This window comes from Microcoleus sp. S13_C3 (assembly GCF_036700905.1).
Classification (GTDB): domain Bacteria; phylum Cyanobacteriota; class Cyanobacteriia; order Cyanobacteriales; family Microcoleaceae; genus Microcoleus.
Genome location: NZ_JAUBPT010000021.1, coordinates 54,304 through 69,065 on the forward strand (window position 1 = coordinate 54,304; position 14,762 = coordinate 69,065).

Sequence of the window (14,762 nt, forward strand, 5' to 3'; positions counted from 1 at the left end):
CCACGACTGTTGTCGGCGGCTTGTACCCGTTTTTGGGTAGGGTCATCAACAGACACTCCGGGACTACAACTTCAGTCAGTCGATTTTAGATTTTAGATTTTAGATTTTAGATTTACTCCACAGAGGAATGTGGGAGCTGGAACTAGGGTCTAAAATTTTGATCTATCCACGACTGTTGTCGGCGGCTTGTACCCGTTTTTGGGTAGGGTCATCAACAGACACTCCGGGACTACAACTTCAGTCCTATGACTTGAGTATAAGCTCCCCGTGCTTGAGTAACACCAATTGTACGCTCAGCCGATTGAATCATAGGTCGCCGCAAACTCACAACAATAAACTGGGCTTGTTCCGACTGTCGTTTTATCATTCTAGCTAATCGCTCCACATTTGCCCCATCCAGAAACATATCCACTTCATCAAAAGCGTAAAACGTAGACGGGCGGTAGCGTTGCAGGGCAAAAATAAAACTCAGCGCCGTCAACGACTTTTCGCCTCCAGACATGGAAGCCAGCCGCTGTACGGGTTTGCCCTTCGGGTGAGCCACCAAATTCAAGCCGCTGCTGAAGGGGTCTTCCTGGTCATCTAGCTGGAGATAGCCATCGCCTTCGGAAAGTTCCGCAAAGATAGTCTGGAAGTTCTCGTTAACCGCGTCGAAAGCTTCCTTAAAAGCGCGCCGCCTGAGTGTGGTAAAATTTTCGATTCTCAACAGCAGTTCAGTGCGTTCTCCTTCCAATGTCGTCAATTTTTGACTCAATTCTTGAAGGCGTTCTTGAGTGCGGTTGTACTCTTCCAAGGCTAGCATATTGACGGGTTCTAAAGCTTGAATGCGTTTGGCGATCGCCTTTACTTCCTGCTGCAATTCCGTCAAATTGGCTTTCTCGACATTTTCAGGAATCGACGGCACGGGGTCGGGCATTTCCGCCCGCTGCGTTTCCAATAGAGTGCGGATGGCGGCCAATTGTTCCCGGCGTTCTTGTTGGGTTTCGTGGAGTTTTTGCAACTGCCATTGTAACTGCTGTTTGGCTAAATGCTGTTCTCGCAGTTGAGATTCCGCCCGATCGCGCTCTCCCTTCTGCACGCCCAATTTTTCCTCAATTTCCCCCAAAGCCGCCTTAGCTTCCGCAATTTGCCCATCGAGTTCTAACTGCTGCGAAACAATGCGATCGAGCGCATCCGCCCCCGCGTTTTGCTGCACTTGCCATTCCTGCAATTTCTCGCTGCCTTCCTTAATTTTCTCTTCCAAGCGCCCGAATTGATTTTCCAAGTCTACAAGGCGCTGCTGGACGTTTCTCAGAGCCAATTCTCGCTCTTGGAGCTGCGCTTCTAGAGCGCGCAAACCCGATTGCATTTGCTGCCATTCGCTGTGACTGTTCGACTCTTCCAACTGCGCCAAAGTTTGCCGGTACTGCTGCAATTGAGTTTCCTGTGCCGGCAATTCTCGTTCCAGCAACTGCAATCTCGATCGCGAATTAGTTAATTCCTGTGTGTTTTTCGCAATTTGCGATCGCACTTGTTCCTGTTGCCCTTGCAAATTCTTAATTTCCGAATCCAACTGTTCCAACCGCAACTGATGTTCGCGCAAATTTTGTTTCGCTTCCATCAATTCTTGGCTGCGAGTTTTGACTGCAACAGAAGCGCGATCGATCGCAATTTTGCACCGTTCCAAAATCCGCTCAATTTCCTCCAACCTTTCTTGCAAAGACGCGATCGTCCTGGCTTCACTAGCAGCCTCACTCGCCTCAACCGTGCCAAAATGCAAAGTAGATCTATTAGTAGAACTTCCCCCAGTCATCGCCCCGCTAGTTTCCAAAATTTCCCCGTCCAAAGTGACAATCCGGTACTGTCCCAAATAGCGGCGGGCATCACTGAGGTTACTAAACACAACCGTACTGCCAAAAACGTAAGCAAAAATCTCCTGATACCGCGAATCGCAATCAATCAAATTAACAGCCGCATCCACAAACCCAGCCGCGCGCCGCAAATTTTCATTCACCGAATACCTGCCGCCCCTAATCTTATTCAAAGGCAAAAACGTCATCCTTCCCGCCCGTTTTTGTTTCAACAATTCGATCGCAGCAGCAGCCACGCTGTCATCTTCCACCACCATATTCCCCATGCGCCCGCCCGCCGCAATTTCCAGCGCTAACTGATAGCGTGGTTCCACCCTGCCCAGTTGAGCCACCAAGCCGCAAACTCCGCCAATTCCGCTTTGCGCGACAATTTTTGCCGTAAACGTTCCCGTCGCTTCTTGCAGTGCTTGAAACTGCACTTCGAGTTTATCTAATTTGCGCTGTCTTTCCCGCTGTTCTTCCAACAAACGAGTTTGAGTTTCCTGTTGCAGTTGCAATTCTTGTTCGGCTTCGACTAAAATCTGATTTAGCGATTCTACTTGCAAAGATGCAACGCCTTTGGTTTCCACAAGGCGAGATTGCTGCTCTTTTTTCGCGGCAATTTCCTGTTCCAATACTTGCAGCGATTGGTTTTGTTCTTGAATTTGACTTTGCAGGCGATCGGCTCTTTCTCCGATAGTAGCTTGTTCTGTACGCTGCGGTTCCAAAGTTTGTTGAATTGTTTCGATTTGGCGGTGCAGTTCCGTTTGCTGCTGTACCCAAGCTTCGGCCGTCGAGGCGATCGCATTTGCAACTTCCCGACTTTCATCTAAACTTTGCTGGGCTGCGTCCCGCTGTTCCTGCAAACTCCCCTGCTGAGATTTAACATAAGATATTTCAATCTCAATTTGCTCCAAACTTTGCCGAAATTGGCGAACTTCTTCCTCGGTTTGTGCTATGTTAGCCGCCATTTGCCCAGCAGTTATTTCCAAATCCTGTTTGCGGTTTTGCAGTTGCCGCCGTTCCGCTTCCTGAGTCGCAATCGTCGCTTGCAAAGCCAACAATTCTGACTCTCCCAAAGCTTTAACGCGGGCATTCAGCGCGTCAAGTTCGGCGGTTGCTTCTTGAATTTGGGTGCTAATTGTTTGTAGTTGTTCGGTGAGAGATGCAGAAGTGCGATCGCCCGTTTCGATTTGTTCTCGCAGTTTCCATTCTTGCTGCTGTAATTGACGGAATTTCAGCACAATTTCCCATTGCGACTTTTCTTGAAATTCCGCCCGCAGCTTTTGATATTTTTCCGCTTTTGTGCGATCGGAAGCAAGTCTATCGCGCTGAGACATCAGCTCTTTTTCTACAATTCGACTGCGTTCTTCCACCTCCTTAACTTCATCCAACTTCTGCCTAGCTAAAGAGATTTTGCGATCGAACTGAGCCACCCCAGCCAATTCGTCAATGATTTCTCTGCGTTCCTTAGAATTCATCGAAATAATGCTGGTAACGTCTCCTTGCAGCACGACGTTATAGCCTTCGGGATAAATTCGCAAGCGGTTGAGTTGTTCGTGAAGTTGAGTCAGCGTGCAAGGTTGACCGTTAATGTAATAAGTTGAAGTGTAAGTACCTTGGCGAGTTACCCGAAGTTTGCGGGTCACACTCCACTCATCCGGTTTTGGATTTTGGATTTTGGATTTTTTATTAGTAGCGAGTAGTTGTCCGTTGTTGTCTTGAGTTGCTGCGATTTCAATCTCTTCTACGTCTTCAACAGATAACTCATCCGATTTTGGATTTTGGATTTTCGATTTTCGATTGACAGGAGATGATTGGCCGTTGTTTTCTTCAGTTTCGGTAATTTCTATCCCTTCGGCTGCTTCAACAGATAGAGGCGATTCTTGATGGACAGGAGATGATTGGCCGTTGTTGTCTTGAGTTTCGGCAGTTTCTATCGCTTCGACTTCCTCTGCTTCAACAGATAACTCTTCCGATTTTCGATTTTCGATTTTCGATTTTCGATTGGCAGATGATTGTCCGTTGTTGTCTTGAGTTTCGGCAGTTTCTATCCCTTCGACTTCCTCTGCTTCAACAGATAACTCATCGGCTGCATTTTCATCCTCATCTTCATCCCGCGCGAACCATTCCTCTCCCACATCTTCCAGGGCAAAAGTCGCAGTCACGCTAGCTTCGATCGTACCGCGTTTGTTTTGGGCGCTGTTCACCAAATCCGGCAAACGTTCAGCCCGCATTCCCTTAGAACTCGAAAGTCCGAGACAAAACAGCAAAGCGTCGAGGATGTTGGACTTCCCAGAACCGTTGGGCCCGGAAACCACAGTAAAACCGGGCAGCACGGGAATGGCCGTCGTGCCGCCAAAAGATTTAAAGTTAGTCAGTTCGATCCGCTTAATGTGAACCATATGCTAGGAGTAGCTTTGGCTCTAGGTTGTTGTCACAGGTTAGCACAGGCAATGGGGCGATCGACAATGTGTTAACTTTCTAGCATTGTCGATCGAACCGATATCTTACACCTTCGTCAACAACCCAGCCGGCTTTTACTTCAAAAGATCGTTGACAAAGCTATAACATCTGCGATCCGAGCGACCGCTACAAATGAACGTAAATTTTGATACAAATAATTTAATGAGACTCGATCGACATTATTTGTGCGATTAAAGCTGAAAGCCTTGCCCCGATTGAATTTCCGCAAATCTAATTCCCGGAATTCCTAATGTTACCCCTAGACATATAAAAACTTTCCGGTAAAATCGAACCAAAATTAATAATGTATAAAGTAACGAAGCGAATTATGGAGGGCAAACCCATTACACCAGCTCAGAACTCATCTAACCTGTCAGCTTCACCTGAAAGCGACCAACAAGTATTGCAAATTTGGGGTCGCCAGCCCCTTAAAGGACATATCAAAATCAGCGGCGCCAAAAACTCGGCCTTAGTCGTCATGGCAGGAGCCCTGCTATGCCCAGAGGATTGCCGTCTCCGCAACGTTCCCGGTCTAGTCGATGTCGCCCGCATGGGGCAAATTCTCTCGGCTGTAGGAGTCAAATTACAGCAGAACGGGGACGTTTTAGACATCAACGCCAGCAACCTCATAGACGCTCAAGCCCCCTACGAATTAGTCAGCCAACTGCGGGCGAGCTTCTTCATCATCGGCCCACTGCTAGCGCGTTTGGGATTTGCCAAAGTGCCCTTGCCCGGTGGGTGTGCCATCGGTGCCCGACCCGTTGAACTCCACGTTCGCGGTCTGCAAGCCCTCGGCGCCGAAGTCCACATAGACCACGGCACGGTTCACGCTTACGTCAAAGGGCCAAACCGCCGCCTGAAAGGAGCCAAAATTTATTTGGACTACCCCAGCGTCGGCGCAACTGAAACTTTGATGATGGCGGCGACTCTGGCTGAAGGAGAAACCGTGATTGAAAATGCGGCTCAAGAGCCGGAAGTCGCAGATTTGGCGAATTTCTGCCGCGCTATGGGAGCAAAAATTCAAGGCGCTGGCACGAATACGATCGTCATTTCGGGAGTTCCCAAGCTGCACGCGGTAGACTATTCAATTATTCCCGATCGCATTGAAGCCGGAACATTTTTAGTAGCAGGAGCCATCACTCACTCGGAAATCAGTTTGTCGCCGGTAATTCCTGAGCACCTGACCGCAGTCATTGCCAAATTGCAGACAATTGGGGCGAAAATTATTGCAGAATCCCCCGACATTTTGCGGATAGTTCCCGGCCAAACTCACTCGGCCACAGACATCGAAACTCTGCCCTATCCCGGTTTCCCCACAGATATGCAAGCTCAGTTTATGGCTTTGCTGACCCTGAGCGAAGGCGACAGCTTGATCAAAGAAACCGTGTTTGAGAATCGCTTGCGCCACGTAGCAGAGCTCAACCGCATGGGCGCCGACATTCGCCTGAAAGGCAATGTAGCGATTGTGCGCGGAGTGTCGCGGCTGTCGGGTGCGCCGGTAGTGGCAACAGATTTGCGGGCTTCGGCGGCGTTAGTGTTAGCGGGACTTGCAGCCGATGGTGTCACCACCATCAGCAGCTTGCAGCACTTAGACCGCGGCTACGAGCAGTTAGAGGTGAAACTGCAAAAATTGGGAGCTAAGTTGCGACGGGTCAAAGAGGGTACAGACCCGGCGACTGCTGAGGCTCCTGTCAATCCCGTGCGATCGGGTTTAAACTGTTAGTTAGTAGTTAGTGGTTATTTGTTATGAGTTGTCGGTTATTTGCGGTGCCCTGAGCGTAGTCGAAGGGTTATCGGTTATTGGTTATGAAAACTAACAAATAACAAATAACAAATAACAAATAACCACTGACAACTAACAACTAACAACTGACAACTGACTAAAATGTCGAACATACCCCTCATCGGTTTAAAAGCAGACCAGTTTCGCCACCCGCTAGACTTGGAAGCCACCAGCACTCTCAAACAACTGCCCGGTCTGGATTTGATCGTGCGGCAGTTGCTGGGACAACTTGGCGAACAGTTTTTCATGCTGGAAAATCTGGCTTCCAGCGTCCAAGTCGGCGAAAATCAATTGCCCCACCTGCATCAATTGTTGTTGGATGCCTGCAAAACTCTTGATTTGGAACCGCCGCAGCTTTATGTCCGCCAGCATCCGATGCCAAATGCTTACACCTTTGCGATGCGGGGAAAACAGCCTTTTGTGGTGATGCACACTTCTCTGATTGATTTGCTCACAGACGAGGAAGTTAAGGCAGTAATCGCTCACGAGTTGGGGCATTTGAAGTGCGAGCACGGAGTTTACCTGACTCTGGCTAATTTAATTGTGTTGGCCGCCGGCCAAATTTCGCCTGTGGGAACCGTGATCGCGCAGGGTTTGCAGGCGCAAATGTTGGAATGGTTGCGGTGTGCGGAATTTACGTGCGATCGCGCCGCCTTGCTCGCCACCCAAGACCCAAGAGTGGTAGCATCGCTGTTGATGAAACTGGCCGGAGGTTCGCCGACTTTAGCTCCGAAACTGAATGTAGATGCGTTTTTGGCGCAGGCGCGAGCCTACGACGACCTCAGCAGCACTCAACTGGGAGAAATGCTCAAACAAGCTCAAACGGCTCAGTTGTCCCATCCTGTACCAGTATTGCGCGCCAGAGAGATCGATCGCTGGGCAAGTTCAAAAGATTATGAATCTTTGCTTGCAAGAAATCGATCGGTGTGTTATGATGGTGAAACGAAAAAGGGCGGGTGGCGAAATTGGTAGACGCATCAGACTCAAAATCTGACACCGAAAGGTATGAGAGTTCGATTCTCTCCCCGCCCACTACTAGAAAAGCTAGTGATGTCTTAATAAATAACTCTGTGCTAGGTAGCCCAGTAGCTCCAAGTGCAGATATTCATCACTTGATCTCGCCCTTGCGGGTGGCTGTTGTTGCTAGTCGAGTATTTTCCGAACTTCTGTTGAAATAACTCAGGACCAACCGCACTATTACTTTCGTCTGCTTTTTTATGTAATAAAAACATAAAAAGATGAGTAAGGAGGCAAGCAATATACCTTCTGTGGATTTAGCTATGGTTCCAGGCACAGTTTATCTCCAAGATTGTGTCTGGAATCAGTTAAGTAAACTGTATACTCTTGATTTAGCCACAGGTAAAGCAACCTTGATCGGTGAGAGCATTACAGAATTTTAGGATATTGCCTTTGTTGATTCAAAACTCTATGGCATTGATCGAGTACGAGCTCGATAAAATGCTCGTTGCTGCTGACTTCGCACCACTGAAAGATGAGAAAGATGTATCCGCTCAATAATTCGGGGCGGGCTACCCACTCAGGAACGATTTTGCGTCATTTGAGGTGCATCGTTGAGCGCTTTACTCCGGATTATTGAGCGGATACAGATAGATGTTACGCTTTATAACGAAAAAAAAAAATTATCTACCCCTTTAGATAGACTAATAGTCATTCCCGGAGCTGTTAAGCTTGCGCCCAATTCTAGCAGATGGTGAGTTTATCAGCACTAAGGGAAATACCGTCATCAGCAACCTCAATTATGATTTCTTAACTGTTTGGCAAAACAAGTCTAATAGCATATATCACATTAAGTGACTACCAAAAACTCAATGTAGATGCGTTTTTGGCGCAGGCGCGAGCCTACGACGACCTCAGCACCACTCAACTGGGAGAAATGCTCAAACAAGCTCAGACGGCTCAATTGTCCCATCCTGTACCAGTATTGCTGGCCAGAGAGATCGATCGCTGGGCAAGTTCAAAAGACTATGAATCTTTGCTTGCAGGAAATCGATCGGTGTGTTATTAGGGTGAAACCAACACAAAGGGCGGGTGGCGAAATTGGTAGACGCATCAGACTCAAAATCTGACACCGAAAGGTATGAGAGTTCGATTCTCTCCCCGCCCACTGCGAGGAAAGCTAGGGATGTCTTAATAAAGCGCTCTGTGCTAAATAGCCAAGCAGCTCCAACTGCATCTATCATCACTTTATCTCGCACTCGCTGGTGGCTGTCGTTGCTAGCCGAGTATTTTCCCAAAATCAGTTGAAATAACTGATGACCAACCGCACTGTTACTTTCATCTGCTTTTTTATGTAATAAAAACATAAAAACATGAGTAATCAGGCAAGCAATATATCTTCTTTGGATTTAGCTATGGTTCCAGGGACAGTGTATATCCAGGATTGTGTCTCAAATCAGTTAAGTAAACTGTATACTCTTGATTTAGCCACAGGTAAAGCAACATTCATCGGTGAGATCATTACAGAAGTGTATGATATTGCCTTTGTTGATTCACAACTCTATGGCATTGAGCAAGAAGGCGGCACAACGCAGCTCGTAAAAATTGACATCAAAACGGGCGATACGGCTGTCATTGGGGATACGGGCTTTGCTACAGCCGGCTTGGCTTATAATGCCCAACGTCAAACCCTTTATGCCACCACAGCTAAACAACTGATTGCCCTCGATCTCAAAACAGGAAAAGGTACACCAGTAGCTACCGTAGCTAATAAAGACTACAACTGTGGTGAAGTTGCCTTTGATAGCAATGGCATAGCATATATCACATTAATTGGCTACCAAAAGAAGAAATTACTTGCTAGATGCAATCTCGATACTAGCGAAGTTAAAACTATTGGTGATACCGGATTTCCTGGTATTGGCAGTATGGAATTTGTTGGCAATGTCCTTTATGGCGTTACCGGCAGATTTTTTAATTTGGGAAAAGACGGTCAATTAATCCGCATTAATACCCAGACAGGTAAAGGCACATTAGTGGCTCAAACCAAGCCTAGCGGTCGTTGGGCAGGAATTGCGGTTTATCAACCAGCAGAAGTGATCGCAACCATCACTTCAAAAGGTAAGACTGAAACGGCACAAGGTGCAACAACTACTACAACGGGTGACGAAACTATGAAACTGTTAACGATTGATACCAAAGAAAACTGTTACGTTATCAATACCGCTCAGATGAATAGCTTGCAACAAAATGTTGCTAAGTCTCTGACATTAGACAAAGGAACTTTTGACATCCAAATTACAAGTGGTAGCTACAGTTATAGTGCCGACAATACCGTCGCTGAGCCTTTTGTTTTTCTCTGGATTTATGGACTTGATGACAGTACCTTTATCAACACAAAGACAGGTGTTGAGACAGGTGCAACTTGGGCAACTTTAAACGGCTATAACGACAAATTGCAGTTAGACATCAAAGAAAAAGCTGTAGTCTGTGCTTTATTCTTTGATACCTATAGTGGTGATAATCAAGGACAAGTCACTGTTTCAATCACTGGCAATCAACAGTTTAACCCCCAAACTTTAACCGTTGATAGCAAGGAAAACTGCTATTCGCTGGATGGCAATTATCTCTCCACTCTTAAAAAAGCCAATGCTAATTCTATCGAGTTAGCCCCAGGGAACTATCGCGTCAAGATTCGGGAAAGCAATGCCACTTATGGAGCAGAAGCCAAAAATTTCCAATTAGAACCTTGGGCGTTACTGTTGATTCAAGGGGGAAAATTTATCTCCAAGTTGACAGGAATTGAACTTAGCGAAAGTTGGTGTTCTTTAAATGGCTTCAAAGATGACGTTATTTTTGAAGTCAAACAAAAAACCACCCTCTCCGGCTTCTTTTTTGATACATACATAGAAGATAACGAAGGGCAAGTTGTTTTAGAAATCAACAACATCACTGATCTAGAAGTAGCCCAAGAATATGCACAGTCATCAGTAAAACCTGGTACGGGCAGCAGCAGCGGAAGCACTGTTAGTGTAGTGGGTGATGGTAGCACAAGTAGCTCTGGTGGAACAAGTAGCTCTGGTGGAACAAGTAGCTCTGGTGGAACAAGTAGCTCTGGTGGAACAAGTAGCTCTGGTGGAACAAGTAGCTCTGGTGGTACCATTACCTCTGGTGGTACCATTACCTCTGGTGGTACAACTAGCCCGGTTCCTGAAAATATCAATGTTGGCAGTGGATTTGGGTTCACTTTTGACCAAGCTCAGATGGAACAAATGTGGCAGCAAATGGCAGCCCAAATCAATAGTTCCATCACAGTAACAGATGACCCGAACGAGAAAAAAGAAGCTTATTGGGACAATTTGGAAAAATGGCTGCTTAAAGGCTATCAAACTCAAGCTAAAGACTTAGGGATGAAGGTAGCACGGCTGGAGTTTATGCTTAAGACTCTTACCCAACAAATGGAAGTTAGTTTTAATCAGAATTTCCATAATTGGTCGGGGTACTTCAACAAAAATCTCAACGACTTATTTATTTCCCGAATTCCTCGCATTGTTAGTGAGCAGGTGAATTTAAGAATCTCTGAACAAACCCAAGAGATTAAAAACTTAGTGCTGCAACAAATGCAAACCGAACTCAATGAGCGTGTTGAGGCCGTCGTTAATCTCAAAGTGTCTAATCAGACTCAAGAAGTTAAGAACCTCGTAGTTCAGCAAATGCAAACTGAACTTGAGCAACGGATTGAGAATGTAGTTAACATCAAAATTGCCAATCAGTCTACAGAGATTAATACCCAGGTAATTAATCAAATGTCGGCTGATATTGATGAGCGCATTAGTAACTCCGTTAATGTCCAAATCGCCAATCAATCTCAAGAGATCACTAATCAGGTAATTCAGCAACTCCAACATACTATCGATCAGCGTGTTGAGAATGTGGTGAGCATCAAAATTTCCGATCAAACCCAGAATGTGAAGAATCTGGTGATTCAGCAAATGCAAACTTACATCGATCAACGCATCGATAATGTCGTGAACCTCAAAGTGTCTAATCTCTCTCAAGATATTAACACTCAAATTGTTCAGCAAATTCAACACGACATAGATCAGCGGATTAATGCGGTAGTTAATCTCAAAATTGCTGACCAAAGCCAAAACATTAAAAATCTGGTCATTCAGCAGATTGAAGCTAACATGGATCAACGCATCAATACGGTTGTTAATCAATCTAGCAATCACAACGTGCAGTTAGTGACTACTAATATTGTCAATGATCTTGACAATCGCATTAATACTAGCTTGGATAACAAGATTCTCAACTTCCGTAATGATGTCTCTGCTATCGTCAATAATGAGCTGAACCAAAACTTCACGCAGAACATCAAAAATACGATTTTTGCAGAATTGAAACAGCAACAATTCTACCTGGATATGAACTTGATCAAGTCAGAAGTTGAGAACTTCTACTCTAATCTTGCACAGTTTGAGAATCAGTTCTATTTACGCATTGAACAAGGGGACACTCAACTGTATAACTGGACGCTGGAACAACTTATTGCTCTCCAAGGTTGCTTAACAGATCGTCAGGCTTTAGGGGATATCTTTGAATCTTTCGCCAAGAGACTCAAAGACGAATTAGAGAATGCTGAATGTGTTCGTCCCGATCGTTTTAGTTCTTGGGTAAGAACAGATATGCGGTCACAATTTCAACCTACGCAATCTCCGGGATTACCACAAGGTTAATCAGTAGGTAGACATATATCTTGGGTGTCCGAAGAAAGGAACGAAGCTATCCCAAACCGCAAGCGAATTGCTTCGTTCCTCTATTCGGACATGATGGTATTGATTTATGTTCACCCCCCACTGCTAAAAAAGCTTAATAAATCTAGGGTTCCAGATGATAAGTCTGGAACCCTAATTTATATTGGGAATCGGGCATCGGGAATCGGGCATCGGGAATCGGGCATCGGGAATCGGGAATCGGGCATCGGGCATCGGGCATCGGGCATCGGGCATCGGGCATCGGGCATCGGGAATTGCGAATTGCGAATTGGTAACTAATGACAACAGTCAACAGTCAACAGTCAACAGTCAACAGTCAACAGTCAACAGTCAACAGTCAACCGTTAACAGATTTTATGGGTGAAATCGCCGCTTTAGGCGCTGCATTTGTCTGGGCTCTAGCTTCCACCATCTGGCAGCGAGTGGGACAGCAACTCCCTGCAGTCGTGCTAAATTTGCTCAAAGGTGCGATCGCCCTTTTCATGATCTTTGCTACTACACTAATTTTAGGTAAACCCTTACCCGCAATCAACCCTAATATTTTAGCAATGCTGCTCATCAGCGGCGGGCTAGGAATTGGCATCGGAGACACCGCTTTCTTTATCGTATTAAAATATTTAGGCGCGAGGCGAACGCTGCTTTTAGAAACCCTATCTCCCCCTTTAACAGCTTTATTCGGCTTAATCTTTTTGCAAGAAAAGTTATCGCCCATTGCTTGTACTGGCATTCTTTTAACTATCTGCGGCGTAGCTTGGGTAATTGCCGAACGAACAGCCGAAACAACCTTACCATCAAAACCTCTTTGGCAGGGATTAGGTATTAGTTTATTAGGACTGAGATGTTGCACCATTCTCAATTAGCCGTAGGGGCGGGTTCGCCAACAGCCTTAAAGCTTGCAAATAGGTTCTATAAACCCGCCCGACCCCACGAAAAATCCTCTTATTGAGATTGCTGCAAGATGTCAGTTAGGACAAACATCCCACGGCGCTGGAGCAATTTTATCCCGCGCCGCCTTCACTCAAATAGATATTGATCCCCTGTGGACGGCGGCATTGCGTTTGAGCGGTGGCATGGCAGTTATGCTGTGCTTTTTTAAGCCAACAAACCTTGACAGTTTCAAACAATTAAAAGCGCCAAAACTATTAGGTGCAATAATTCTAGCAGCTTTTTTAGGAACCTATCTCGGAATTTTTCTGCAACAGACTTCGCTGAAATATGCACCCGCAGCAATCGCTCAAACACTCAGTTCTACCAGTCCCCTATTTATCCTGCCTTTAGCCGTGCTGGCGGGCGAAAAAGTGAGCATTCGGGCTGTTTTAGGGGTAGTTGGTGCGATCGGCGGCATCGCCTTATTATTGGGTTTGAAGTGATTAGATTTGATATCAATTCCGGTGCCACCGGAATGATTGTTGACTGTTGACTGTTGACGGGCGGGTCGAAAAACTGAATGGTTGAGTGTTAACTGTTGACACTAATAGGCACGGCGCCGTCTCGAAAGCAATGGGTAATATTAATTCCGATGCTACCGGATTTGATATCACAACTCCGACAAGTGGAAACAAAACTCTACGGAGAGATTGAGAAGCAAATTGCAGCCTCTCGCCACAAGGAAGAAGAAGTGATTTATGCTTATAATACTTGGGTAAAACAATTGGCAGAAATCCGTAAGGATTTTGACGGGATTATCCAGTCCATCCCGAAGGCAGCAGCTAACCGAATACTTGAATCTGAAAAAGAGCGCCCTCACCTACCAACTTGTCACAAAGTGCGTGAAGCGCAGCTATCCCGTAGGGAATCGTCCTTATAAGCTGTTGTGCATTTAACTTATATCTTTAGGGCGGGCAGGATGCCCACCCCACAAAAGTTTAATTGTATTCGGTCGTGCAATTTAAATGCCTCGGAGCTTATTCTTTAGAGAAGAAACGGCCACCATAATATTTCTTCATCGATTCGTGAGAAATAATCCCCTCACAAGATTCGTCTCTCGGCAAATCTCCTCTCGCTTCCTGCCAAGGTTTTTCACTGCAAATCATTCGTTCCAAAGTTGCATCATCATACTCAAAATAAGCATCAGCAACTTCTTCGATAAATTCCCCGATTTTTTGGGGAAGTTTCGGTTGTTCGATTTTCTCTGTAATTGGTTCCCAACTAAATTGTCGTTGATACTTTTCTAATAAATCAGGAATAACCGGCCCGTGAATCCCTGCTTGAAAATCTGCATCAAATAGTGGCTTGCCGTAAACTCCTAAATACCAAGCTTGAGCATAATACATAAGTTTTTGTAGCTTGTAGGCGTTGATTGCTACATTAGTTTGGGCGGCTAACCAAATAAAAGCATGGGCAATATCTTGCTCACTCACTTTTACTGAATTACCTGGAACCGCCACAACTTTGAGTTGACCTTCGACTATCTGTTCCAATAGTTCAGAAACTGACAAGTTAAATTCTGCGGCAATTTGCTCAACTCTTTGCCAAACTGGAGAACTCACAGTTATTTGATATTCATTTTTTGTTGAGATAGCTTGAGTCATAGCCGTCCTTAGAGCTGACTTAAATAATTCTAGCAAACAGTGGGGAATAATGACGTAAGGCAGTCTTTTCTAAGCATTATAACTCAAGTGCCACTCACCCACAATCGGTAATTCAAATACATTACTCTCTCGCAACCGCTTTGACAAAAACATAACTTCCAGATTTTCAATTTCCTCCGTGTCAGGATTGAGACGAGCCACAATTCCATATTCTAGTTCTTGCGATTCTTGCTCTGCATAAGGCGAACATTTATTGACGTACAAAATATCTCCAATAGCATCGTATTTAAAAGTTAGTTTTTCTGCCATATTATCTCTCCTTGGGTAACATTTTTTGTTAAGTAAGGAATGAGAATTAAATAACTTCCACTCTTGAAAGTGGGATGGGCGTCCCGCCCGTCCAAAAAGGACGGGCGGG

General features: G+C 45.6%; 12 protein-coding genes and 2 tRNA genes. 11 read left to right on the top strand and 3 right to left on the bottom strand.

The window, feature by feature from the left end:
* Positions 1-229: 229 nt before the first annotated feature.
* Positions 230-4,234, bottom strand: a complete 4,005-nt coding sequence (gene smc / locus QUA16_RS08750) for a chromosome segregation protein SMC (protein WP_333102876.1) — start codon at positions 4,232-4,234, stop codon at positions 230-232.
* Positions 4,235-4,599: 365 nt separating this feature from the next.
* On the opposite strand from smc, the gene murA reads away from it, so the two are divergent.
* From murA to QUA16_RS08805, 11 genes are all read left to right on the top strand, one after another.
* On the top strand, positions 4,600-6,018 hold the full coding sequence (gene murA, locus QUA16_RS08755) for a UDP-N-acetylglucosamine 1-carboxyvinyltransferase (RefSeq protein WP_333102877.1): 1,419 nt from the start codon (positions 4,600-4,602) through the stop codon (positions 6,016-6,018).
* A gap of 162 nt (positions 6,019-6,180) precedes the next feature.
* Positions 6,181-7,050 carry a M48 family metallopeptidase gene (locus QUA16_RS08760; protein ID WP_333102878.1) on the top strand — a complete coding sequence of 290 codons (870 nt, stop codon included), beginning with the start codon at positions 6,181-6,183 and terminating at the stop codon, positions 7,048-7,050.
* Positions 7,029-7,110 (top strand) — tRNA-Leu (locus tag QUA16_RS08765). Before QUA16_RS08760 ends, QUA16_RS08765 begins: the two co-directional genes overlap by 22 nt.
* A gap of 206 nt (positions 7,111-7,316) precedes the next feature.
* The gene (locus QUA16_RS08770) at positions 7,317-7,478 is read left to right on the top strand and encodes a hypothetical protein (protein WP_333102879.1); all 162 of its coding nucleotides are present in this window, start codon (positions 7,317-7,319) and stop codon (positions 7,476-7,478) included.
* 443 nt (positions 7,479-7,921) lie between these two features.
* Positions 7,922-8,104 (top strand): hypothetical protein, encoded by a 183-nt coding sequence (locus QUA16_RS08775; RefSeq protein WP_333102880.1) that lies wholly within the window; start codon positions 7,922-7,924, stop codon positions 8,102-8,104.
* 17 nt (positions 8,105-8,121) lie between these two features.
* Positions 8,122-8,203 (top strand) — tRNA-Leu (locus tag QUA16_RS08780).
* A gap of 205 nt (positions 8,204-8,408) precedes the next feature.
* Positions 8,409-11,774, top strand: coding sequence for a hypothetical protein (locus tag QUA16_RS08785; protein WP_333102881.1), 3,366 nt, complete (start codon positions 8,409-8,411; stop codon positions 11,772-11,774).
* Positions 11,775-11,798: 24 nt separating this feature from the next.
* Positions 11,799-12,092 (top strand): hypothetical protein, encoded by a 294-nt coding sequence (locus QUA16_RS08790; RefSeq protein WP_333102882.1) that lies wholly within the window; start codon positions 11,799-11,801, stop codon positions 12,090-12,092.
* Positions 12,092-12,673, top strand: coding sequence for a DMT family transporter (locus tag QUA16_RS08795; protein ID WP_333102884.1), 582 nt, complete (start codon positions 12,092-12,094; stop codon positions 12,671-12,673). Before QUA16_RS08790 ends, QUA16_RS08795 begins: the two co-directional genes overlap by 1 nt.
* A 33-nt stretch (positions 12,674-12,706) precedes the next feature.
* Positions 12,707-13,183, top strand: coding sequence for a DMT family transporter (locus QUA16_RS08800; protein WP_333102885.1), 477 nt, complete (start codon positions 12,707-12,709; stop codon positions 13,181-13,183).
* A 95-nt stretch (positions 13,184-13,278) separates the two neighbouring features.
* Positions 13,279-13,620: a hypothetical protein gene (locus QUA16_RS08805; RefSeq protein WP_333102887.1), complete on the top strand. Its 342-nt coding sequence runs from the start codon at positions 13,279-13,281 to the stop codon at positions 13,618-13,620.
* 97 nt (positions 13,621-13,717) lie between these two features.
* Here QUA16_RS08805 and QUA16_RS08810 read toward each other — a convergent pair whose 3' ends face one another.
* Positions 13,718-14,344, bottom strand: a complete 627-nt coding sequence (locus QUA16_RS08810; protein ID WP_333102889.1) for a type II toxin-antitoxin system antitoxin SocA domain-containing protein — start codon at positions 14,342-14,344, stop codon at positions 13,718-13,720.
* 69 nt (positions 14,345-14,413) lie between these two features.
* A complete protein-coding gene (locus QUA16_RS08815) occupies positions 14,414-14,653 on the bottom strand; it encodes a DUF2283 domain-containing protein (protein WP_333102890.1) in 240 nt (79 codons plus the stop codon).
* Between the last annotated feature and the right edge of the window lie 109 nt (positions 14,654-14,762).

Excerpts from the sequence above, each read along its gene's own strand:
- smc (WP_333102876.1), bottom strand. The coding sequence starts at position 4,234 with ATGGTTCACATTAAGCGGATCGAACTGACTAACTTTAAATCTTTTGGC.
- murA (WP_333102877.1), top strand. The coding sequence starts at position 4,600 with ATGTATAAAGTAACGAAGCGAATTATGGAGGGCAAACCCATTACACCA.
- QUA16_RS08760 (WP_333102878.1), top strand. The coding sequence starts at position 6,181 with ATGTCGAACATACCCCTCATCGGTTTAAAAGCAGACCAGTTTCGCCAC.
- QUA16_RS08770 (WP_333102879.1), top strand. The coding sequence starts at position 7,317 with ATGAGTAAGGAGGCAAGCAATATACCTTCTGTGGATTTAGCTATGGTT.
- QUA16_RS08785 (WP_333102881.1), top strand. The coding sequence starts at position 8,409 with ATGAGTAATCAGGCAAGCAATATATCTTCTTTGGATTTAGCTATGGTT.
- QUA16_RS08795 (WP_333102884.1), top strand. The coding sequence starts at position 12,092 with ATGACAACAGTCAACAGTCAACAGTCAACAGTCAACAGTCAACAGTCA.
- QUA16_RS08810 (WP_333102889.1), bottom strand. The coding sequence starts at position 14,344 with ATGACTCAAGCTATCTCAACAAAAAATGAATATCAAATAACTGTGAGT.
- QUA16_RS08815 (WP_333102890.1), bottom strand. The coding sequence starts at position 14,653 with ATGGCAGAAAAACTAACTTTTAAATACGATGCTATTGGAGATATTTTG.